We start from the raw sequence: 24,552 nt of genomic DNA, 5'->3' as shown, positions 1-24,552 counted from the left end.
TTTAAATCTCTCCAATATTTAATACTATTATGCTCAGTAAAATTAATGCCTGGTTGCACCTCTGGCTAGGCTTGGCAGCGGGTATACCCGTTATCATCTTAGGAATTACAGGCTGCGTACTTGTCTTTGAACATGATATCAAAGAATTGACTACAAACTATATTCAGGTAGCACCGCAAAAACCAGCAGAACAGCTTCCACCCTCTGCGATCTATAAATCTGTTAAGGCTGCACTTCCCAATTATGAAATTGGGAGCTCCTGGTATTACGGACTGGACAAATCGGTCAAAGTAAGCTTAGACCATTCCGATAGTCTGGTCTATGTAAACCCTTATACAGCCGAAGTCCTGGCCATTGTCAATCATGAGGATTTTTTCCATTTCATGGATGAGGGGCACCGTCATCTTTGGATGCCTGTAAAAATAGGCCGACAGGTCGTTGGCTGGAGCACCTTCATTTTTTTTATACTGCTGATCACAGGCTTGATATTATGGTGGCCGAAGAAATGGAACCGTAGATCCAGAGAACAAAGTTTCACCGTCAAGTGGAAAGCAAAATTCAAACGTGTCAATTACGACCTCCATAACGTATTGGGCTTTTATACACTAACAATCGCATTGGTCATGTGCTTTACAGGACTAATTATGAGTTTTCCCTGGATCCGAAGTTCTGTCGTCTGGGTGACGGGAGGCTACCCCAACAAACCGAAGACGGAAAAGAATAATAAACCTGAGCTTCCGGACCAACCGCTAAATGATGCGCTGGTAGTGGCGGATCAAATCTGGTATAAAGTACGTCATGAGTATGCAAAATTCAATAAGGAAGCTGTCATCGTACACTATCCTGAAAAGGAAGACAAAACGGTATATGCCTGCACGGATATGGCCAACGGAAGCTGGAGAGATCTTACTTTTGACCGTTATACCTTGGAATTAAGCGGACGCAAGCAGGGGCCAATTGATGAAGCCAATACCGCGGAATGGCTCATGCGCTCCAATTATGCCCTGCATACCGGTTTTATAGGTGGGATGACCACCAAAATCATTTACTTTATTGCCTCACTTATCTGTGCCACATTACCCATAACGGGATTCTACATCTGGTGGGGAAAGAAAAAAAAGCCAACAAAAAAAGCAAGACGTACACAATTAGCAACAACTTAATCACATCACCATGCCTTATATCCTCCGTTATCTCTTAAGTCTCCTTTGGGTCTGTACTTTATTTACGAGCCAGGCCCAAAAAACAAATCATATCAAAGGACAGACGGTGGGCGAAGATAAACAGGCCATTCCTTATGTAAGTATTTTGCTTTATCACGTCAAAGATGGTACCCTAGCTAGTACGGCAGCCTCAGATAGTACCGGAAATTTCAAGTTCACTAACTTAAAAGCCGGCACCTATTTTATTAAAGTCAAAAGTCTTACACACCAGGATACTTTCAGTCCTCACTTCAGGCTGGACGAACATTTTGACGAATATGATCTTGGCAAGATCCTCTTATTACAAAACAATGCTTATCTCGCAGAGGTCGTAGTCGAAAGAAAAAAACAATTTATCGAACAGCAACAGGACAAGCTGGTTTTCAATATTGAAAACTCAACGCTCGCGGACGGCAACAACGGGCTGGAATTACTCAGCAAGATTCCGGGCGTCGCAGTCGACGAAAGTGGCTCGCTAAGTATTAAAGGTAAATCTGGAGCGACGGTCATGATCAATGGAAAAATTACATACCTGTCTGCCGATCAATTGGCCAATCTCCTGCGAAGCACCTCCTCAATGGATATCAATAAAATCGAGGTTATGTCAAATCCAAATGCAAAACAGGACGCCGCTGGATCCGCAGGTATCATCAACATTGTATTAAAGAAAGGACTCAAACAGGGGTTTAATGGTTCCGTATCAGCTAATGCCGGTGCCGGTAGAGGAGCACATCTTGGCGGAAGTTTAAACCTCAATTACCGTACAGAAAAAATTAATGTATTTGGAATTTATAATCAGTATTTCCAGAATCTGGAATACTATAACTCGCTTACACGTTATTTTTATACCGACCGCGAATCCGATCCTGATTCTTATTCGCAGCAGGAAAACACCATTCAGCCCAAACTCCGATCTAATAATTTTAGAGTCGGCATGGACTACAGCATAAATTCCAAACAGACGATAGGCTTCTTAATTAACGGAGGATTTGGAAAATATCCGAAGTACGAACCCACCACGAATAGTCTCAGGAATTTTAATACCGATAATTTAATATCGGCATCCACTACCGTCACCGAAGGCAAGGAGCGCTGGCGAGATATGCTGTACAACGTCAATTATAATTTAAAGCTTAATGATAAAGGTCATGAACTAAAACTAGATCTTGATTTCGTTGACCATTATTCAAAAATGGATCAGCAGCTGAATACGGCATATCACAATGTGGGATCTTCAACATCGCTTGCAAATTCCTCAAGAATCGGTGATATCCCCTCAGACAATCAGGTTTATGTTGCCAAACTGGATTATACACTTCCGCTTCCAAAGGAGTACAAACTCGAAGCTGGCTGGAAGAGCAGTGATGTGCGCACTGAAAACGATCTACATTATGATACATTACAAAATGATCAATATGTTCCGGATCTGGGCACAAGTAATCACTTTATCTACAAAGAGACTATCCATGCGGGCTATGTCAATCTTTCAAAAAGCTGGCATAAGTTTTCAACGCAATTAGGCATTCGGGGAGAATACACCCGTACACGTAGTCATCAGATCACATTGAACGAACAATTTGAAAGATCCTATTTCAAATTATTCCCGGCAGCGTTTTTAACTTATACAGCCAATGACAATCATAAAGTACAGACCAGTTACAGCTATCGCGTGCAAAGGCCTTCGTTTTGGGATTTAAATCCATTCAGGGTATACACAGATCCTTTTTCCTATGCTGAGGGAAATTCGAACTTAAACCCGGCCTATGAACACTCCTTTGAATTAGGTTATACTTACGCAAGCAAATATGTCTTAACGCTGAATTATGCACAGCGGTCAAATGTTGTCAACGAAATATTGGGAAGAGATCCGCTTAACCCATATATTACTTTTGAAAGACCCGAAAATATAGGCTCTTTTAAAAATTATGGTATCTCTTTTATTGCCCCGACCCAATTGACCAGTTGGTGGTCGGCAACACATTTTGCAAACTATTATCGGAATGAATATGAATTACCACAAGAAGATGAACTGATCATTCGCAAAGGCAATACGTTAAGTCTAAACAGCCAAAATTCATTCAAATTGCCCAAGGACTGGTCTATTGAACTGGGAGGCAACTATGTATCAGGCTTAACGGCAGGGATCAGTCATATCAAAAGCTATGGACAGGTATATTCCGGCATTCAAAAAAATCTCCTCAATAAAAAAGCGACGCTGAAATTAGTCGTTAACGATATTTTCAGAACTAACAATCGACGATATGAAACGATCTCGCCAACCATAAGGCTCATCGGTAGATCTAATCCAGACAGTAGAACTGCCATCCTGTCTTTCAGCTACCGTTTCGGTGGTTCTCAGAACGCCACAGCACAGCGCGCTACGGGTTCTGAAGACATAAAAAGTCGACTCTAAACTCATGACAGTTAGCTAACTTTATACTAATACCAAATTTTGTACCTTTGTAAAAAATTATTGAAGATGTCGGTCAAGATTGGTGAAAATATTGATTTGGGTGAATTCCCTTTGTTACTAGCTCCAATGGAGGATGTAAGCGACCCGCCGTTTCGCTATGTATGCAAACAGAATGGTGTTGATTTAATGTATACTGAATTTATTTCTTCAGAGGGACTAATCCGTGATGCAGCTAAATCTGTTCAAAAGCTCGATATTTTTGAATATGAACGGCCTATCGGTATCCAGATATTCGGTGGAGATATTGAAAGTATGCGTCAATCAGCTGAAATCTGCACAAAAGCAAATCCAAATCTCATCGATATCAATTACGGTTGTCCAGTTAAAAAAGTGGTCTGTAAGGGAGCCGGTTCTTCCCTATTGCAAGACATTGATAAAATGGTTGCAATGACCAAAGCTGTTGTTGAAGCAACTCATCTCCCCGTGACAGTAAAAACACGGCTTGGCTGGGATGATAATACCAAAAATGTATACGAAGTAGCTGAACGGTTGCAAGACGTCGGTATCAAAGCATTAGCGATACATGGCCGTACCCGTGCGCAATTGTACAAAGGTCAGGCTGATTGGTCTATGATCCGTGACATCAAACGCAATCCGCGCATTCAGATTCCAATTTTTGGTAACGGTGATGTGGATTCAGTCGAAAAAGCAGCGGCCTGGAGACAGGAATACGAAGTGGATGGCATTATGATCGGCCGTGCGGCTATTGGTTACCCTTGGATCTTTAGAGAGATCAAGCATTTCTTCCATACAGGCGAGCGCTTGGAGGGCCCTACAATTGCCGAACGCGTTGAGGTTTGCAGAACACACTTAAACAAATCCATTGAATGGAAAGGTGATAAATTAGGGATCTTTGAAATGCGGAGACATTACGCAAATTATTTTAAAGGAATTCCGAATTTCAAAGAATATAGGATGAAACTTGTTAGTCTTCAAAATCAAGCAGATATACTTGAAGTTCTTGATGAGATTGAACATTCGTTCATGCCTGAATTCATCTAAAAAATAACAAAGGCGATAACCTAACAGTTACCGCCTTTGTTTTAATATGAAATTATCTTCTTCGTATTAATTTCATCAGCGCATTCTTTTCAAGGAAAAAAGTAACACCGAGCAGCAGCAATAACATAGCGTTTCCTATCCAAATATTACTATGGAAAACTTGAAAGCTCAACCACGAAATCAACAGCCCTGCTCCGAGATAGACAGCGATCTTGATCATCTTATAGGGTATGGGGTAATACTTCTGGCCCCAGTAAAGTGAAAAAGCGATCATGACTAGATATACTACTGTTGTTGATAAAACAGCCCCAACATAGGAATAAGTTGGAATTAGCCACACATTGAGCATAATTGTAATTAGCGCCCCTATTCCCGAAATGTAAATAGCATAACGTGTATGATCAGTCAATTTATACCAAATCGATAGATTCATATATATTCCAAGTAGCACATAATTAAATAAAAGAATCGGGACAATTTTAAGTCCAGTCCAGTATGTTGCGACCTCTTTTTCATTACCTTCAATAAAATACTTCAGCCAATCCAAATTCACTGTCAATCCGACCATTGCGATAACCATAAGGATAACAAAATACTCCATGATTAGGGCATAGGTTTTCGATGCGTTCTGGTTTTTTGAATATGAAAAGAAGAACGGTTCGGCCCCTAACCTAAAAGCTGTCACAAATAAGCTTAGGAATACAGACAATTTAGCAACCGCGCCATATATACCCAACTCATCTTTCCCCGCCTTTCCAGGTATCAATTTCAGAAAGAACATTTTGTCTAGATTCTCGTTAATAATAAATGAAATATTGGCGACTAGAATTGGGAAGCTATACTTTAACATTTCATTCATTAATTTTCTATCTAGACTAAATCGGAAAGTTAACAATTCAGGGAGCAATAGGATTAGTGTGACGATACTTGCGAAAAGATTGGAGATAAAGACATAACCGATCCAACCCTCTTTGAACCATGTGCCAGCAAAATCCGCCCAAAATGTATACTTATGTACCCAATCCGGCAAGAACAAAATAAAAAATAGATTTGAAATCACGGTAATACCGATATTAACAAATTTCAATGCACTGTATTTATAAGGTCTGCCTTCTGCCCGTAGCTTTGTAAAAGGGACAACGGCCAGCGCATCCGCAACAAGGATAAAAGCAAAATACTTAATGTACTGTTCATATAGATCCACGTCACCCCCATCCGCAAACCATGAAGCGATAGGTCTTGTGAAAACAAATACAGACAACAATAATACTCCTGAGGTAAATAAAGTAATAAAGAAACTATTATTGTAAACTTTATTCTTATTCTGTGGTTCAACTTTCTGTAAATACCGGAAATAAGTTGTTTCCATTCCAAATGCTAGAATAGCATTCAGCATGGACATCCATGCATAAAAATTAGAATAAATTCCATAGACCGCTGCATCCTTAAATTTACGGAGATAGAGCGGGGTCATCAGGAATCCTATCATTCTTGAAACGATAGTAGTCACACCATAAATAACGGTATCGCTGAGAAATTTCTTAATTGTCGACACTGGGCTTTAGGATTGAACTCTTTTAATCACTTCAAAATTAGAAAAGCCTTTCAGTTCTCCTTCCGTAACTTCAACAGCTTCAACATTTGCATCCTCTGGACCTTCCTGGCAGAAGTCCAACAATGAATCAAGGGCAAAATCGTCTCCCTCGGCCTCCATGTAGACAGACCCATCCTTTTGATTGAGCACAAAGCCTTTCACACCGACCTGATCAGCAACAGCTTTGGCCGTCAATCGAAAAAAGACTCCTTGTACTTTACCTCTTATTGAAATATTCAAATGTTTCATAAGAGCAAAAGTACAGAAGTTTTTGTGGAATTAAATACTACGCTAAACGTTTGACTTTAACTTTATCTATTAAACGCAAGTTTTCCATACCCTCAAGCAGGACAATCCCCGGTTTTTTGCCGATTTCCAAAGATCCATATTCATCCTCAATATTCAATGCAACAGCTCCGTTGATTGTTGCCCATTGGATTGTTTGCAAGAAATCCAGATCTTCGAAATGTTCATGCAATACCTTCAGTTCTTCCAATACCGAAAGTGTATCATTCGACGCTAGGCTATCCGTACCAATCACTAACCGTTGTCCCGCATTTATAAAGTTTTGAACCTTAGGAAGGTTCCCTTCAATATATAAATTTGCTTTTGGGCACAGGCACCATACAACATCCCGGTCCATTCGTTCTACAAAATCCAGATCTTTTAATGAAGTATAGGTATTATGGACCAACAACAACTTATTCGGATAAGGTAAGTAAGGTAAGTAAGACTGGATGGAGTTTCGTGCTTGCGCTTTAATAGAATCCGCATTCTTTCCGATACTCTTATAGAAATCCAGAAATTCACCTGTTTTGTATCTAAACAATTTATTCTCTTCGTCACTCTCCTGATTATGAATACTAATGATATTAGTCTCAGGCACCGATTTTTTAAATTTCTTAAAAAGAACTTTCGAACAGGAATAAGGTGCATGTGGCGTAATAGACACATGGCCATTTCTAAATTCTTGTGTTAAAGACTTGGCTTCTTTTAATTTAAAATCAGCTTCTTCAGGTTCAACCCCAATGACCTCCACAAAGGTATGATAAAGTATTTTTGAGTCTTCCTTCAGTTTAGAAGAATTGTCCGTATTTGCATGGTCTCCCACCACTACGATCCCATTTTCATACATCTCTTTATCCGCTTTCGCCATCGCATCATCCATTTTCTTCATAGATGCGCTACGTGAAGTCATGACTTGGCTAAGGAAATTGGGAAGACCAGTACCTTTAGCGACCACGCCTTTCATATGTGACAATTCAAGATGGCAATGGGCATTGATAAAACCCGGAATAATTACTCCCTCATACCGCTCGATTTTGACTTTATCAGTCTGTTTGAATGAAGTAGGGTCATAGATGCCTTGAATTACCCCCTCCTCGTCTACCGCTACAATACCATCTTTTATAGGCATTGAGGTAATCGGTAGAATATAATTTGCGCTTAAATACTTAAACATTTTATCTCCTCACTCTCAAATTAATAACTAAAAATTTTTGACCGAATATGAATACATACTAACAGTAGAAAATTCTATACCAAGGTACCTAAAAAGAACAACAAACACCAAAAACAAGCCTAAACGTAAAATTTTAAACCAAAAGGAAATTATTACACATTTTCCAAAAAGTCTACTTTTTGTAAAAAACACCATCTTTATATACCATTCCGATTTTAATTTATATATTCGCAGCGTCGATTAGGGGTGCCTTGTTTTGTCAGAAACACAAATAAAGGCTGAGATCATACCCAACAGATTAAGTTCTGTGCACCTGATCCAGGTAATGCTGGCGGAGGGAGAGGTTAGTTAAATAAAACGGTCATGGTGACCCCTTGCCATGATTTGTTTAACTTAAACAAAATACATCAACATGATCAAATTTTTGATTTGTAGCGTTTTAGCTACTTCTTTAAGCCAAATTGCTGTTGCCCAGCACAATTTGACGATTAAAACCGTAGATAAGGATACACAAAGGCCGCTACAGAATGCATCGGTATCCATAGACGGACAGACCTCATTTACAACCAAATCGGACAGAGATGGCCTGATCAAATTATATAATATCGCAGATGGAAAACATGCCATTCAGGTCTCGTTTGTCGGATATCAAACCTGGACCCAAAACCTAAACCTCCAACGGGATATGGAATTGACCGTTCAGCTCGATCCAAAAACAATTCGTACCGAAGAGGTCCTTGTGGTATCCACCAGAGCTAAAAAGAATGCACCGACCACATTCAGGAACATCTCAAAAGAAGAGATTTCTAAGAATAATCTGGGACAGGACATCCCCTATCTCTTGAATCAAACACCTTCTGTTCAGGTAAACTCCGATGCAGGAGCCGGCATAGGATATACAAACATGACGATCCGTGGATCTGACAACCAGCGGATCAATGTAACCCTTAATGGTATTCCATTAAATGATGCCGAAAGCATGGGTTCATTCTTTGTCAACCTCCCTGACTTCGCCTCTTCCACAGAAAGCATCCAGGTACAGCGGGGAATCGGAACATCTACCAACGGGGCCGGATCCTTCGGAGCTTCCCTGAATATTCAATCAAATACATTAGCAGAGAAACCTTATGCCGAGCTTAATAATTCATTCGGGTCTTATAATACCTGGAAAAATACAGTAAAACTCGGAACCGGTTTGATCGATGACAAGTTTGCTTTCAATGCCCGCTTATCCAGGATCAGCAGTAATGGTTATATCGAAAGAGGTGCCTCAGACCTACAGTCCTTCTATATCGATGGAGGTTATTATGGCAAAAAACACACCTTAAAAGGAATCGTATTCTGGGGAAAGGAAAAGACATACCAAGCCTGGAACGGCGTCCCGGAACCTTTGATCACGGGTGATAGATCTCGCATGGACGATTACGCTGACAATGGATTATACGTATCAGGCACAGAAAAAGATCGCTTTATGAACGCCGGCCGAAACTATAATCTGTATACTTATCGAAATCAGACGGATAATTATACGCAAAAACATCATCAACTTCATTACACCAACATGCTAAGCGACAAATTAACACTTAATACAGCCTTACATTATACAAGAGGCTATGGCTATTATGAGGAGATGAGACCCGGTGATAAATTAAGTAAATATGGTTTGCCTGATGTCATTATCGGTAGTGATACCATAAAAAAAACAGATCTAGTCCGCAGAAGATGGTTAGATAATTATTTCTATGGTATGACCTACGCATTGAATTACAAACCGAATGACCAACTTGAAATTACCTGGGGTGGAGCATACAATCAATATCGGGGAAAACATTACGGTGAAGTCATCTGGGCACAGTACGCTTCTAACGGATTTATAGACGACAAATATTACTTCGGAAAATCGCAGAAAAATGATTTCAGCAACTTCCTAAAGGTAGATTACAAATTGGATAAATGGATCTTAATGGCCGACGTCCAGTACAGAAATGTAGACTATCACATGTATGGGGACGATGATAAGGTTAAAAACTATAATTACCACCCAAAATTCAATTTTCTAAATCCCAAAGCAGGAGCAACTTATCTGTTAAATGACCATGCAAATGTCTATGCTTCCTATGCTTTCGCGCAAAAGGAACCCGTCCGAAAAGATTTCATAGAGAAAAACAGCAAACTTCCGGATCCAACGCCAGAAAAAATGCAGGACATTGAAATTGGGTATAGATTTACCAACACCAAATTCAATATTGGATTAAATGGCTATGGTATGTTTTATAAAGACCAGTTGATTCCAACAGGCGAGATCAGTGATACCGGTGCTCCCATCCGACAAAATGTGAAAGACAGTTATCGCATCGGGCTGGAATTTGACGGAGCCTGGAACATTAGCAAGCAATTGAGCTGGAAGGCGACAGCCAGCTTTAGTCAAAACAGAATTAAGAATTTTGAAGAAATTGTGAAAGATATAAACGGTGTCAGCCCCGATACCAAAATTTTCTATCCAAAGACAGATATTGCCCTGTCTCCAAATACGATTATATCCAGCAATTTTTCCTATAGCCCTATTGAGTCGCTCACATTTTCATTGCTGTCAAAATACGTAGGACGACAATACCTCGACAACTCATCCACAGAAGAAAGAAGCATTTCCTCTTATTTTGTCAACAATTTGCTGGCAAATTATAATTTTACGGCTTTAGGCATCAAAAACATTAGTGCGACTTTACAGGTCAACAATGTCCTCAACGAAAAGTATGAAACCAATGGCTACACCTTTGGTGGAATGGACGGAGATACCAGAAAATATTATAATTTCTACTTTCCACAGGCACCTGCAAATTTTATGTTAGGCCTGAATATCAAATTCTAATGTTAGAATCCTATATATTAAGGGCCGTCTTGTCTTAAATAGATAAGACGGCTCTTTATTTTGGCAGCAATAAATGTTAGATTGGATCGTGTTTGACGATGGGAATTTTTACCTTTGGTTTTATACTTTTTATTATGCGTGCAGTAATACAACGGGTAAAACATGCTTCCTGTACAGTGGGCGACCAGATCACCGGGCAGATTCAAAAAGGTTTGGTGATCCTATTGGGAATAGAAGAAGCCGATACAATTGAAGACTTAAAATGGCTGGGACAAAAGTTCGTTAACCTACGGATTTTTGAAGACGAGCAGGGACTAATGAATAAATCCATTCAGGATATCGGCGGTAATATCTTACTGATTTCCCAGTTCACCTTATTCGCTCAGACAAAAAAGGGAAATCGGCCTTCGTTTATTCGGGCAGCCAAACCTAATACCGCCAAACCGCTTTATGAAGAAATGGCCAAATTACTTTCCCAACTGATCGATCAGCCTGTTCAGCTCGGCTTATTTGGGGCTGACATGAAAATCAATCTATTGAACGATGGTCCCGTTACTATCATTATGGATACAAAAGATAAGGACAATTTTTAAACTACTTAATCCGAAAAAATGACAATCAAAGAAGCACAGGAAGTAATTGATAAATGGATCAATACAACAGGAATACGTTATTTCAATGAGCTGACAAATACAGCCATGCTCATGGAAGAAGTTGGCGAAGTCGCGCGGATCATGGCCAGACAGTACGGCGAACAGTCTTTCAAAAAATCAGATAAAGAGGTTAATCTGGCTGATGAGATGGCAGATGTATTGTTTGTCTTAATGTGTCTTGCAAATCAAACGGGTATAGACCTGACCGATGCACTGGAAAAGAACCTTCAAAAGAAATCCATTCGGGATGCAGACCGTCATAAAAACAATGAAAAATTAAAATAACACCTTTGTGTTCCATCGGTGTCCAAGGTTTAATATTAATCTTACGCACAATTTTAGAGCAGATATTATGAATAAACTATTTATTTATTCGCTAGTAGGAAGTTTACTATTCGCTTCGTGTTCCAGTACCCGCAGGCAGTTTGGTTCACATAGGACCAGCCCTGCCACATTCAACAAAGCTGCTGTGGTCACTGCCCACCCCCTGGCCTCTGAAGTCGGAGTAATGATTCTGAAAAAGGGCGGAAATGCAGTTGATGCTGCTGTCGCCGTACAGTTTGCTCTTGCTGTTGTCTATCCCAATGCAGGTAATATCGGTGGTGGTGGATTTATGCTATACCGCAATAGTCAAGGTCAATACGATGCCCTGGACTTCCGGGAAACTGCTCCCAAAAACGCGCACCGGGATATGTATCTGGATGCACAAAAAAATGTTATTCCCGATTTGAGCTTATACAGTCAGCTGGCATCCGGTGTGCCCGGTTCTGTTGCCGGAATGTGGGAAGCACATCAGAAATATGGAAAGCTAGACTGGAAAGAATTACTCTTGCCCGCGATAGAACTTGCGCGGAAAGGTTTCAAGATCAGCGAAAGGCAAGCACGTGAGTTTGAAGATCATAAAGAGCGATTTATAAAGCTGAATCCCACTGGTGCCGCAATTATCAAAAATACAACATGGCAAACTGGTGACCTATTTGTACAGGAAGATCTTGCCAATACCATCGAACGAATCGCCAATGAAGGACGCGATGGCTTCTATAAAGGAAAAACGGCTGATATGCTCGTCGCCGAAATGAATAGAGGCAAAGGCATCATTACCCATGAGGATCTAACGAGCTATCAGGCACGCTGGCGTGCCCCGATCGCATCAAGCTATAGAGGGCACAAGGTTACTTCCATGCCTCCACCATCAAGCGGCGGGACCTCCCTATTGGCTTTATTAAAGTCAGTTGAACAATTCCCGCTTCGGCGCTGGGGCTTTCAGACGGACTCCGCAATACGTGTCATCGTTGAAGCGGAACGTCATGTGTATGCAAATAGGGCAAAATATTTAGGAGACCCCGATTTTATCAATGTCCCTGTACAGCAACTAATAGATTCCACGAAAAATGCAGCTAAACTGAATCCGTTTAATTTTCATCAGGCGACTTTAAGCAAAAACGTCAATGCAGATGTCATTCCGGGTTATGAGAGTGAGCAGACAACTCATTTCAATATTGTTGATGAGCAAGGAAATGCTGTTGCCATCACCACCACACTCAATGATTCCTATGGATCCGGGGTCATCGTGGATGGTGCAGGATTTTTATTGAACAACGAAATGGATGATTTCTCGGTAAAGACCGGCGTACCCAATATGTATGGCTTGACCGGAGAAAAAGCAAATGAAATTCAGCCCGGGAAGAGAATGCTGAGTTCCATGACACCGACCATTTTAGAAAAAGATGGTAAACTATTTATGGTGGTAGGGACACCCGGCGGATCAACGATTATTACCTCCGTTTTCCAGACCATATTAAATGTGATCGACTTTGGTCAAAATGCACAGGCCGCCGTGAGTTCACCCCGCTTTCATCATCAGTGGTTACCTGACCGCATTGATGTGGAGAAAGATGCGATTGATACAACACTTCGAGACAAATTGACAAAGGATGGTTATGTGATAAATCCCCGGGGAACAATAGGACGTGTAGAAAACATTCTTATCCTTCCAAACGGCAAATTGCAGGCAGGTGCCGATCCTCGTGGCGATGATACTGCAAAAGGATATTAAACATCAAAACAAAGGCTCATCTGGAATTCCAGATGAGCCTTTGCTATATCAAATAGTTTGGATGATCTTACATCATTCCACCCATACCACCACCCATCGGAGGAGCACCAGCACCTACAGGGTTTTCTTCAGCCTCGTCAGCCAATACACACTCTGTTGTCAACAACATTGAAGCAACTGAAGCTGCATTTTCCAAAGCAATACGAGATACTTTAGTAGGGTCGATTACACCTGCTGCGATTAAGTTCTCGTAACGGTCAGTACGTGCATTATAACCAAAGTCAGCTGTACCTTCTTTTACTTTTTGAACGATCACCGCACCTTCGATACCTGCGTTATTACAGATTTGACGTAAAGGCTCTTCGATAGCACGTTTGATAATGTCGATACCGATTTGCTCATCTTCGTTTTCACCTTTAAGGCTTACCAAAGCTTCAGTAGCACGGATAAATGCAACACCACCACCAGCAACGATACCTTCTTCAACGGCAGCGCGAGTTGCATGTAAAGCATCATCAACACGGTCTTTCTTCTCTTTCATTTCTACCTCGGTAGTAGCACCTACGTACAATACGGCAACACCACCTGACAATTTTGCCAAACGCTCTTGTAATTTCTCGCGATCGTAGTCAGAAGTTGTTGTTTCGATTTGTGAACGGATTTGAGCAACGCGAGCTTTGATGTCATCTACGTTACCGCCACCGTTGATAATTGTCGTATTATCTTTGTCAACTTGAACTTTTTCAGCTTGACCCAAATAAGATAATTCCGCATTCTCCAATTTGAAACCTCTTTCTTCAGAGATTACTGTACCACCAGTTAAAATAGCAATATCTTCTAACATTGCTTTACGACGGTCACCAAAACCAGGAGCTTTTACAGCTGCCACTTTCAGTGAACCACGGATTTTATTGACAACTAATGTCGCAAGAGCTTCACCATCTAAGTCTTCAGCAATGATCAACAATGGTTTACCAGTTTGAACCTGTTTTTCCAAGATAGGCAACAATTCTTTCATGTTGCTGATTTTCTTGTCGTAGATCAAAATGTAAGGGTTATCTAATTCCGCTTCCATTTTGTCAGAGTTCGTAACAAAGTATGGAGATAAATATCCACGGTCAAATTGCATACCTTCTACAGTTTTTACTTCTGTTTCAGTACCTTTTGCTTCTTCAACAGTGATAACACCATCGTTACCAACTTTTTCCATCGCTTGCGCGATCAAAGAACCGATTACCTCGTCGTTATTCGCAGAGATAGCCGCTACTTGTTTGATTTTGTTGTTATCTTGACCAACTTCTTGAGATTGAGATTTCAAGTTGGCAACAACAGCTGCCACAGCTTTGTCAATACCACGTTTTAAATCCATTGGGTTAGCACCTGCTGCTACAGATTTAATACCCGGAGCAACGATTGCTTGTGCCAATACAGTAGCCGTAGTTGTACCATCACCAGCTTGATCAGCAGTTTTGGAAGCAACTTCTTTTACCATTTGAGCACCCATATTTTCTAAAGCATCTTTCAATTCGATTTCCTTCGCAACTGAAACACCATCTTTAGTGATTACCGGTGCACCGAATTTTTTCTCAATAATTACGTTACGTCCTTTTGGACCTAATGTTACTTTAACAGCATTAGCTAAAGTGTCTACACCTTTTTTAAGGGCCTCACGAGCCTCAACGTTATATTTTACTTGTTTTGCCATTTCTTTAGTATTGAGTATTGAGCTATTGGTAGTGAGACTCTAATATGACAAGTCTGCAGCTACGAACCGCCTCAATTTTTTAAATTTAACTTTGTAATTTTGACTTTTGACCTCTTAGATAACAGCGTAAATATCAGACTCACGCATAATTAAATACTCTCTTCCTTCGTAAGTAATTTCAGTACCTGCATATTTACCATATAATACTTTGTCACCTACTTTTACAGTTAACGGCTCGTCAACTTTGCCAGTACCTACAGCAACTACTGTACCTTGAGATGGTTTTTCTTTTGCTGTATCGGGAATATATAACCCTGAAGCTGTTTTTTCTTCTGCTGGAGCAGCTTCTACTACTACTCTATCTCCGATAGGTTTGATACTTAATGCCATAATTAATTTACTTTTTATCTGTTATTGAATTTATTTTTATGTTATAATCGTTATAGACACATCATCTTTTATGCCAATTGTAAATAAGGTGATGTATAAGACAATTTTTCACCGAAAACTTAACATGTCAATAAATAAAAGCGGATTTTGCTGTCACACTGTCACTGTTTGTATGACATCCTTACATAACTGTATTCGCCATCCCGACCAGACTTTGATAGGCAAACTGACAAACCCGCGTATAGCAAAAAAGGCCTCGTCTAAATTGTAGACGAGGCCTTTTGAATTTCTTTGTTCGCAACTATTTCTTAGCTTCTTCAGTTGGCTTAGCCGCTGGCGTTGCCGCCGGAGTTTTTTGCTCTGATTGCGCTGGAGCAGCTTGCTCTTGTCCTGCTGGCGCACCTGCAGGTTTCTGTGCCGGCGTACCTAAGTTCAAAGGTCCCTGTTGTTGTGCAGGGGCTTCAATTTGACCACCCAAGCCACCTTTGGATGTACTTGGCGCTGTTCCCATAATGTTAACCCCCAAACTAAAAATCATAATGGCGATAACCATGATCCATGTACCTTTTTCCAAGAAGTCTCCTGTACGTTTTACACCCATTAGGTTTGTTCCGCCTGAAAAACCAGATGATAAACCGCCACCTTTTGGATTTTGGATTAAAACCAAAAATGCTAAAATAATACTAGCTAATATGATAAGACCAATTAATAATCCTTGCATCTCTTTATGTAATTAATTTAATTTCTTTTCTAATTCTGTTATGCGTGCCGCAAAGTAAGCATTTTTTTCTGGATATTTCAAAACTAATTTTTCGTAAACCTCTATTGCTTTAGGATATAAACCCTGTTCGGTATATATTTTTGCAAGGGTCTCCGTCACCAGTGAATGCTGATCTTCCGAGCTCTTTCTGGCTTTATTCTCCAAATCCAACTTCTCGGCCTGTAGTGGTTGGATCATAGGCTCCTCGCGGATAAATTTCTCGATCACCTCATCCGTTTTGCGCGGAATCTGGAAAGCAATTGTTGTTTTCACCTCATCACTGAGTTTTGCCTCCGGCGATTGCAGATGGAAAATATTCTCCCGAATCTGTTGATCCAATAGCTGGCTATCCAATTTTTCATGAATCTTGGCAATATCATCATTTGACGGTGCCATAGGACCCAAAGGTGACTTTACATAAGGCTGATAGGTTTCAGCATATTCAAGTCGCGTTTTATGCAACCACCACAAGAAACTATAGGGCATAGTATCATCATCATAGACCGAGACACGTTCCTGTGTATCCTTGACTGGCTGGATAGCTGTTTCAGAAGATACCGGCTCAGCGATTTCTGGCTCCTCAACCGGGGCGACCTGTTGCTTTGCTTCACGCGAACGAAAATAGTCCTGCGCGACACCTGCTTGAATCAAACGGTCCAATTCATCGGGCTTCTCCACCACGTTTTCAACTTCAGTTTCCACCACCTCATCTTCGGTCTCAGCCACTACTGTTGCCTCAACATCTTCATCAAGGTCGTCCTCAAGAATTATGATGTCCTCCAATTGGACTTCTTCCCTCGCCACCGTTGGCCTGCTATGCATAAATTCATACAACCAGTTTGGAGACGAAGCATAAAGCAATGTAGACGATAAATTCTGCACAGGTTTGCTTTCACCAAAAACTTTACGCTCATAAATAAATCGTAAACTTTGCGCATACGGATATTTTTCAATCAAGCCTAAAATCACTTCCTCATCAACAGATTCCGGCTGATTGATCGCTCGAAAAAAAAGCTCATTATTCGATAGTGGCATAGTCATATTCATCTTGGGAAAGGATTACCAGTTGGCAAACGCCTTATTATAAATATCCTCTGTCAACATCTGGATAACCTCCTTACCCAAGCTCTCTTCCTGTGCACTCTGAAGATTTCCAGCAAACTCTTTGAAGCGTGTAAAAGGCTGCTCAAAGTCGTCTTTAGGGTTAATCTTATTGTGGTAAGACACTTTAATGGTAATGGTCAATCTATTCATTGCAGCCCGATCCGTCCCTGCTTCAACAGCTGCTGGACTGATCGTATAATCTGTAATGAATCCTTCAAAAGTAGCATCACCATCTTGGTTGACCTGACTTAATCGGGATTGATTTCGAATACGCTCCTTTAATGCCTCCGTAAAATTCTGGCTTAAAGTCGGATAAACCAAAGGCGCAATATTTTCGAAATATTGAATATTGACGGTCTTCATCCCTTCTGGAATAGATCCTCCCGTAAATCCATATTTTACACCACAACTGTTCATGATGAATAGAAAAGTGGTCGTGAGCAAGGTATATAAAATTCTTCTTGACAACATCTGCAAAACCTTAGTCTAAATTTAAGTCTTTAATTTTCCTATACAAAGTCCTTTCGGAAATTCCCAATTCTTGTGCCGCTGCTTTACGTTTGCCGCGGTGTTTTTTCAAGGCCTTCTTGATAAGATCAGATTCCTTATCCACCAAGGACAAAGACTCTTCCACTTCCTGTGCATCTTGCAGATATTCATCCTGCGCGGCAGGATTCTTCAAGACATTTGCCGTATTGTTATTAGGCGAATGTATCGTCAGTGTTGGCGCAATACCATATCCTTCGGCATCAGATTTTATCTGTGGTTCAATTTCCTGATAGAGCTGATTAATATAAGGCGAATTTTGATCGAACGTAGAAGAATCCACGCCCTTCTGGATCAGCTCGACAACGAGTTTTTTGAGATCGACCATATCTTTCTTCATATCGAAAAGCACCTTATAAAGTAAATCTCTTTCTGAGAAATCTTCTTTTGCGCTATTATTTGATGAAACTATGGCCGGTAAACTTGTCCGCGATTCATTTGGCAAATAGTTTTGCAGGGTATGCGCATCAACAACACGTTCTTTCTCTAAAACAGCAATCTGTTCGGCCACATTTTTTAATTGACGCACATTTCCCGGCCAATTATAGTTGCGTAGCATATTTTGAGCATCTTCAGTCAATTGCACTCCGGGAGAGCGGTATTTTTCCGAAAAATCGACAATAAACTTACGAAACAATAAATTAATATCTTCAGGGCGTTCCCTAAGTGAAGGGACACGCAGCGGCACGGTGTTGAGACGGTAATACAAATCTTCCCGAAATTTACCTTTTTGGACAGCTTCAAACATATTGACGTTTGTCGCCGCAACCACACGTACATTCGTTTTCTGAACTTTCGATGATCCTACACGAATGTACTCTCCAGATTCCAAAACACGTAGTAATCGGGCTTGCGTTCCCAAAGGTAGCTCCCCGACCTCATCCAAGAAAATTGTTCCGCCGTCAACTACTTCAAAATAACCCTTACGTGCTTCGTGAGCACCGGTAAAGGAACCCTTCTCATGGCCGAATAATTCGGAATCTATCGTTCCCTCCGGTATTGCCCCACAATTGACCGCTATAAACGGGCCATGCTTACGGGAACTCAATTGATGGATAATATGCGAAAAAACTTCTTTACCACTACCGCTTTCACCTTGTATTAATACAGAAATATCAGTTGGAGCCACCTGCCGGGCAATGTCTATCGCCCGATTTAACAACGGTGAGTTACCGATGATTCCAAACCTATTTTTTATATCTTGATTATCCATAAATTTCCAGTTGGAAATAAATTTATATTAAGTTTTCTTAATCAACAATTTTACCGAGCAAGGTTGCCGACGTACATGATTCAACAAGCACGTTGACATAATCACCCTGTTTGTAACGAGGATCTATAGGAAATACTACCAAGGCATTTTGATCATTACGACCACAGAAATCAAACTCAGATCGCTTTGAAAAACCCTCTATAAGGACTTTACACACCTTTCCAATAAAGTGTTGGTAACGATATAAGCTATGGTCACGCTGTTTGTTGATTACTTCCGTCAAACGACGTTTTTTGACATCCTCTGGAATATCATCTTCATAACGCTTAGCAGCTAATGTACCTGGTCTTTCCGAATAAGCAAACATATATGCAAAGTCATACTTCACATAATCCATCATCGATAATGTTTCCTGATGTTCTGCTTCGGTTTCTGTACAGAATCCTGTGATAACATCGGTAGAAATCGCACAATCCGGAATAATTTTACGGATAGCATCTACACGTTCCATATACCACTTCCGATCGTAAGTACGATTCATGAGCTCTAATACCCTAGAGTTACCAGATTGTACTGGGAGATGGATATAATTGCAAATATTTTCATATGACGCGATCGTATGTAAGACCTCATCCGTAATATCTTTTGGGTGTGATGTGGAGAAACGAACCCGTAAAAGCGGGCTGACTTCCGCCACCATAGCCAACAATTTAGCAAAAGTTACCGTCTCAGCAGGAGCTTCACCTTCTGCAACCGTTGCTGTATGCTTATAGGAATCCACGTTTTGCCCGAGCAATGTTACTTCTTTATATCCGGCATTGAATAGATCCTGCGCCTCTTTCACAATAGAATGAGGATCACGGCTGCGCTCACGTCCACGGGTAAATGGAACCACACAGAACGAACACATATTGTCACAACCACGCATGATCGAAATAAAGGCTGTCACACCATTTGAATTTAATCGAACCGGATTAATATCGGCATAAGTCTCCTCACGTGACAACAGTACATTCACTGCCTTTGCACCGTCATCGACCTTATCAATTAAATTAGGAAGATCACGATACGCGTCAGGACCTACCACAACATCAACTAATTTTTCTTCTTCAAGAAACTTCGATTTTAAACGCTCAGCCATACAGCCCAGCACACCGACGATCATTCCCGGATTTCTGGTCTTAGCTGCCTCAAATTCTTTCAGTCGATTACGAACACGCTGCTCTGCATTCTCGCGGATTGAACAGGTATTAATAAAGACAACATCTGCTTCCTGATAATTTTTTGTCGTCTCAAAACCTTTATCCAACAAAATAGAAGCAACGATCTCACTATCCGAGAAGTTCATTTGACAACCGTAACTTTCAATGTACAGTTTACGTCCATTACTGATCTTTGGATCCTGTTCCAATAACAATGCCTCACCCTGACGAGATTCGTCGTGTTCCTTAGTTGTATGTGTTAAATCTAGCATAGCTCAATTTTCAAAGACTACAAAGTTAGAAATTAAAATCCATATAATGACAGTTTGTCAGCCAGAAATATGGTTTATACTTTGTCAAATTTTAGCGCTAAATACTCCTGCACGGTCCGACCGTATTATATTTCCCGATGCGTATAGATGATAAAAAAAGGCACGGATAAATTTCCGTGCCTATATATTTTGAAACTCAACAAACTTTTTTTCGAAGCGTTAAACAGCAAAGGATTCCACAGGAAGCAGCTGTTCAGTTCCTTATTGACCAGCTTGTTGTTTTGCTTCTTTCTTCATTTGATCACCAGCAACGATAACGATCTCCACACGACGATTTTGTGCACGTCCTGCTTCTGTATCATTACTTGCAATTGGCTCAGAGAAGTTTCTTCCTTCAGTTTTAATACGTGAAGAAGCCAGCCCTTTGGATACAGCAAACGCACGTACCGCATTTGCACGGTCCAAAGAAACTTTATCATTTGCCGCTAACGTACCTACATTATCTGTATGTCCGATAACCAAGATTTCTGTCCCTTGTTCCTTATTTAAAGTGGTAACCAAGTTAGCGATATTATCTTTTGCAGTGGTTTTCAAATCAGATTTATTGAAATCGAATAAAATACCTGAATCAAACTTCACAACAATACCCTCTGCGGATTGAGTCACTTCAGCACCTTCGACGGTTTTAGAAATCTCAGCAGCTTGTTTATCCATTTTCTTACCAATCAATACACCGGCTGCACCACCAATGGCCGCACCTGCTAATGTACCAATAGCCGTATTACCAGCCTTACCGCCAATTAATGCGCCTAATGCACCACCAGCTACACCACCGATTACACCACCTTTAGTCGTATTATTTGTATTTTGGATTGTAGAACAACTTCCAAATAACATAGCCGAGGTTGCAACAGTCAAACCAAATACAGCTAATTTTCTATTCATTTTCATATCTATCTAAGACTTTTAATATTCAAACTAAATACTGTCCATGTTAAAATCAAACAAAGTGCCAAAAGCAACCTTTTTCAACTTTTTTGTTACGATACGCTCAAAAAAGCATTACAACACGTGTAAATGAAGACAATCCGCTACAAATAATCCCGATGGCCAATGTTCACAAGAACTAACAGTAGGGAAAGGAAATTGTTTTACTTTTCCTGCGTCTTAACTTCGATATCGGGCAACAATGACCCTTTTGGACGGCCCTTTGCTTCGAAATCCTGCAAAGACTGCTGCACATAGTTCATCAAATCATATTGTCCCCAATGCTCGGCGAGATCAAATGAAGGACGATAACGTACCATAAAAGCATCTAAATCGGCACTGTCCAATTTTGTTAATTTCTGGACAGCCGCGCGTGAAAAAATACGGTCGACCTGCAATTCTTCTTTTTCCCGGTCCATAAAACGTCCAAAACGTTTTGCATTTTTTGCTTCCCGTCCAAAAAGATTATAAAGTGCGGTAGCAGGACTTCCTAGATAGGTTCCAAATTTATTTTTCCCCCCATTATAAACTCCCTTTTTGGAGTAGTTTCCCATCGCCTCATTTAGTTCAGCTTCTTTCGACTTCCGTTCTACGATTACTGTCTCAAGCTTTATCCCTTCCTGCATCTCAATATAAAATTCATTCAGGTTTGTCAGCACAGTCTTTACCGGTGAAAATCCGACCTTCGTGAAAGAAAGCGAATCGCCCACAGAAGCATCAATTGTAAAGACACCAAAAGAATTTGTCAGCGCCGATCTGTTCGTCCGCAAATTTAGCACCACCACATCACCAATTCTATTGGCAGTTCCCTTCCGCATCACCATACCCGATACTTGTTGTATATGTTGCGCCTTTGCTCCGAATGCCGTCAAAAGCAACATCAATATGCCTAAAAACCCTCCTATATGTATGTGTATTCTTCTCATTGGAATATATTGTTATTATCACGCCAAGCTTTAAAACCTCATGTTGCACTTAGCGCTTGGGGCTTGTTTACCCACCATGCTCCCAGTCTATTTTGTTAAAAATAGTAATAGTTTGACAATTGTATTGTTAAAAAAGTTTAAATATTCCTTATTTATTTATAGGGGTAAAAGACAAAATTGGCTCCTTCGGCAACAACCACAAACAGGCACATAAAATCCCTAGCAGATTTATAATTCTGGATAAAAGTGGCTTTACGGTCTTCTTGAATAATATCCATTTCGACAAATTCTTCCAAAGTAGAGGCATTGATTGTCCAATTCGTTTCTAGCTCCGTACGGTCCAAGATTACCTCTCCTACCGAAACCTCATGTTGATGTGCCACAAAAATCGGGTAGGAAGAATAGCCTTCCTCAATGATTTCCATCGCAACCTCACGGATTGACTCACTATAAAAATCAAGATCAACCTGCAAACTTTTCAATGGACTCTGCCCAGTAGATTGCGCGGCTTCCTCCCTTGCTCCGCCTGAAAATAAATCCTCTACTTCCATATATATTATGATTTTTTTAGCTCTAATAGAACGACATTTTCTACGTGCTGTGTATGCGGAAACATATCCACCGGCTTAATACGCTTCACATTGTACTTTTCAGCCAATAAAACTAAATCTCTCGCCTGCGTCGCAGCATTACAACTGACGTAAACAATTCTCGGGGATTCCATCTCCAATAAACGGGCCACAACATCCGCATGCATACCTGCTCGTGGTGGATCGGTAATTACGACATCTGGTTTACCATGCTCAGCAATAAAAGAAGGAATCAACACATCTTTCATATCCCCAGCATAAAACTTCGTATTGTTGATATTATTGATCGCCGAATTTACCTTCGCGTCTTCAATTGCAGTAGGGACATACTCAACTCCGATGACTTCTTTTGCTTTCTTAGCGACAAAGTTTGCTATCGTACCAGCTCCCGTATATAAATCATACACCAGTTCATCTCCTTTTAAATCCGCAAAATCGCGTGTGATCTTATAGAGTTCGTATGCCTGTGCTGAATTGGTCTGATAGAAGGATTTCGGTCCAACCTTATAGCGAAGACCTTCCATTTCCTCATAAATAAAATCACGACCTGCATATACATGAATATCCTGATCAAAGATGGTATCATTACGCTTTTGATTCACGATATATAAAAGCGAGGCAATCTGAGAAAACTTTTCATTGATGAAATTCATCAATAATTCCACCTGACCTTCCTCTGGATAAGCAAAAACCACAATCACCATCATCTCACCAGTAGACGAAATACGGATGATCAGATTGCGTAATACCCCAGTATGCTCGCGGAGATCATAAAAAGTCATTCCTTTGCTTAGCGCAAAGTCCCGTATGGTATTCCGAACCTCATTGGAAGGGTCTTCCTGGAGAAAACAATGATCAATATCCAGAATCTTATCAAATCGCCCCGGCACATGAAAGCCCAAAGCATTCATTTCCAATTGCGAAGCATCCTCATCAACAGAGGTCAACCATTTCTTATTGGAAAATGTATATTCTAATTTATTTCTATAATACTCCGTTTGAGCCGATCCCAAAATATCTTCCATGGCGGAAGTATCTACTTTCCCGATACGGGATAAAGCATTGTCAACAGACTGTTGTTTAAATTTTAATTGAGCTTCATAGCTCATATGCTGCCATTTACAGCCCCCACAGACACCAAAATGCTCACAAAAAGGGTCTACGCGATAAGTAGAAGCTTCCTTCAGGCTCGTCACCCGAGCCTCAGCAAAATTCTTCTTCTTGCGCATTAACTCCACATCGACAACATCACCGGGGACAGCTTTTTCGACAAACAGAACCAGATCTTCGGTTTTCCCCACACCTCTACCTTCTTCGGCAATATCAATGATTGCGATATCTTTCAAGAACTTCTTTTCTTGCGGAATTCTTCTACTCATAGTTCGCAAAAATACAATTTTTTATAATGATTTTTCACTGACCTACATGGTCTTAGAAAAAAGATCTTTTATATAGCGCAATAATCCATTTTGATCAGACAAATTTCCTTTATTATTCGCGGATATGCAGCACTGCTTAAGCCTATAGAAAGGTCTAAATTCAGACA

Annotated in this window: 21 protein-coding genes; 7 read left to right on the top strand and 14 right to left on the bottom strand. The window is 40.5% G+C overall.

Going from position 1 to position 24,552, the window contains the following annotated elements; genetic code table 11:
• The first annotated feature begins 29 nt into the window (after positions 1-29).
• The 3 genes from B4G94_RS11305 (at position 30) to dusB (ending at position 4,677) form a co-directional block, all read left to right on the top strand.
• Entirely contained in the window at positions 30-1,163 is a 1,134-nt protein-coding gene (locus B4G94_RS11305) for a PepSY-associated TM helix domain-containing protein (protein WP_108636264.1), read from the top strand.
• A 10-nt stretch (positions 1,164-1,173) separates the two neighbouring features.
• Positions 1,174-3,615, top strand: a complete 2,442-nt coding sequence (locus B4G94_RS11300) for an outer membrane beta-barrel family protein (RefSeq protein WP_286858929.1) — start codon at positions 1,174-1,176, stop codon at positions 3,613-3,615.
• Positions 3,616-3,681: 66 nt separating this feature from the next.
• Positions 3,682-4,677 carry a tRNA dihydrouridine synthase DusB gene (gene dusB / locus B4G94_RS11295; protein ID WP_108636266.1) on the top strand — a complete coding sequence of 332 codons (996 nt, stop codon included), beginning with the start codon at positions 3,682-3,684 and terminating at the stop codon, positions 4,675-4,677.
• Between the two features lie 52 nt (positions 4,678-4,729).
• Here dusB and B4G94_RS11290 read toward each other — a convergent pair whose 3' ends face one another.
• Genes B4G94_RS11290 through B4G94_RS11280 form a run of 3 tightly spaced genes read right to left on the bottom strand, consistent with a single transcriptional unit; the run spans position 4,730 to position 7,733 of the window.
• On the bottom strand, positions 4,730-6,232 hold the full coding sequence (locus B4G94_RS11290; protein WP_165305453.1) for a lipopolysaccharide biosynthesis protein: 1,503 nt from the start codon (positions 6,230-6,232) through the stop codon (positions 4,730-4,732).
• Positions 6,233-6,238: 6 nt separating this feature from the next.
• A complete protein-coding gene (locus tag B4G94_RS11285; RefSeq protein WP_108636268.1) occupies positions 6,239-6,520 on the bottom strand; it encodes an acylphosphatase in 282 nt (93 codons plus the stop codon).
• Positions 6,521-6,557: 37 nt separating this feature from the next.
• Entirely contained in the window at positions 6,558-7,733 is a 1,176-nt protein-coding gene (locus B4G94_RS11280; protein ID WP_286858927.1) for an amidohydrolase family protein, read from the bottom strand.
• 412 nt (positions 7,734-8,145) lie between these two features.
• On the opposite strand from B4G94_RS11280, the gene B4G94_RS11275 reads away from it, so the two are divergent.
• From B4G94_RS11275 to ggt, 4 genes are all read left to right on the top strand, one after another.
• The gene (locus B4G94_RS11275; protein ID WP_286858926.1) at positions 8,146-10,602 is read left to right on the top strand and encodes a TonB-dependent receptor; all 2,457 of its coding nucleotides are present in this window, start codon (positions 8,146-8,148) and stop codon (positions 10,600-10,602) included.
• A gap of 134 nt (positions 10,603-10,736) precedes the next feature.
• Entirely contained in the window at positions 10,737-11,195 is a 459-nt protein-coding gene (gene dtd / locus B4G94_RS11270; RefSeq protein ID WP_286858925.1) for a D-aminoacyl-tRNA deacylase, read from the top strand.
• A gap of 18 nt (positions 11,196-11,213) precedes the next feature.
• Positions 11,214-11,540 carry a nucleotide pyrophosphohydrolase gene (locus B4G94_RS11265; RefSeq protein ID WP_108636271.1) on the top strand — a complete coding sequence of 109 codons (327 nt, stop codon included), beginning with the start codon at positions 11,214-11,216 and terminating at the stop codon, positions 11,538-11,540.
• A 67-nt stretch (positions 11,541-11,607) separates the two neighbouring features.
• A complete protein-coding gene (gene ggt, locus B4G94_RS11260) occupies positions 11,608-13,311 on the top strand; it encodes a gamma-glutamyltransferase (protein ID WP_286858924.1) in 1,704 nt (567 codons plus the stop codon).
• A 67-nt stretch (positions 13,312-13,378) separates the two neighbouring features.
• On the opposite strand, the gene groL is transcribed toward ggt, so the two are convergent.
• From groL to rlmD, 11 genes are all read right to left on the bottom strand, one after another.
• A complete protein-coding gene (gene groL / locus B4G94_RS11255; RefSeq protein WP_104385281.1) occupies positions 13,379-15,016 on the bottom strand; it encodes a chaperonin GroEL in 1,638 nt (545 codons plus the stop codon).
• Between the two features lie 114 nt (positions 15,017-15,130).
• Positions 15,131-15,406, bottom strand: coding sequence for a co-chaperone GroES (locus B4G94_RS11250; RefSeq protein WP_286858923.1), 276 nt, complete (start codon positions 15,404-15,406; stop codon positions 15,131-15,133).
• 301 nt (positions 15,407-15,707) lie between these two features.
• Positions 15,708-16,127, bottom strand: a complete 420-nt coding sequence (gene secG / locus B4G94_RS11245) for a preprotein translocase subunit SecG (RefSeq protein ID WP_165305450.1) — start codon at positions 16,125-16,127, stop codon at positions 15,708-15,710.
• 12 nt (positions 16,128-16,139) lie between these two features.
• The gene (locus B4G94_RS11240) at positions 16,140-17,213 is read right to left on the bottom strand and encodes a hypothetical protein (protein ID WP_286858922.1); all 1,074 of its coding nucleotides are present in this window, start codon (positions 17,211-17,213) and stop codon (positions 16,140-16,142) included.
• A 12-nt stretch (positions 17,214-17,225) separates the two neighbouring features.
• Positions 17,226-17,741 (bottom strand): LptE family protein, encoded by a 516-nt coding sequence (locus B4G94_RS11235; protein WP_108636275.1) that lies wholly within the window; start codon positions 17,739-17,741, stop codon positions 17,226-17,228.
• Between the two features lie 10 nt (positions 17,742-17,751).
• The gene (locus B4G94_RS11230) at positions 17,752-19,029 is read right to left on the bottom strand and encodes a sigma-54 interaction domain-containing protein (protein ID WP_108636276.1); all 1,278 of its coding nucleotides are present in this window, start codon (positions 19,027-19,029) and stop codon (positions 17,752-17,754) included.
• Between the two features lie 37 nt (positions 19,030-19,066).
• Positions 19,067-20,503, bottom strand: a complete 1,437-nt coding sequence (miaB, locus tag B4G94_RS11225; protein WP_286858920.1) for a tRNA (N6-isopentenyl adenosine(37)-C2)-methylthiotransferase MiaB — start codon at positions 20,501-20,503, stop codon at positions 19,067-19,069.
• Between the two features lie 261 nt (positions 20,504-20,764).
• A complete protein-coding gene (locus tag B4G94_RS11220) occupies positions 20,765-21,454 on the bottom strand; it encodes an OmpA family protein (RefSeq protein WP_108636278.1) in 690 nt (229 codons plus the stop codon).
• A 200-nt stretch (positions 21,455-21,654) separates the two neighbouring features.
• A complete protein-coding gene (locus B4G94_RS11215) occupies positions 21,655-22,416 on the bottom strand; it encodes a hypothetical protein (RefSeq protein WP_108636279.1) in 762 nt (253 codons plus the stop codon).
• 152 nt (positions 22,417-22,568) lie between these two features.
• Complete coding sequence (locus B4G94_RS11210) at positions 22,569-22,967, bottom strand: hypothetical protein (protein ID WP_108636280.1); 399 nt, start codon at positions 22,965-22,967, stop codon at positions 22,569-22,571.
• Positions 22,968-22,972: 5 nt separating this feature from the next.
• A complete protein-coding gene (rlmD, locus tag B4G94_RS11205) occupies positions 22,973-24,385 on the bottom strand; it encodes a 23S rRNA (uracil(1939)-C(5))-methyltransferase RlmD (protein WP_286858916.1) in 1,413 nt (470 codons plus the stop codon).
• Between the last annotated feature and the right edge of the window lie 167 nt (positions 24,386-24,552).

It is taken from the genome of Sphingobacterium sp. UBA7625 (genome assembly GCF_002484085.1).
Classification (GTDB): domain Bacteria; phylum Bacteroidota; class Bacteroidia; order Sphingobacteriales; family Sphingobacteriaceae; genus Sphingobacterium; species Sphingobacterium athyrii.
Note: the sequence above shows the minus strand (reverse complement) of the source record. Positions and strands in the feature narration are given on the sequence as shown.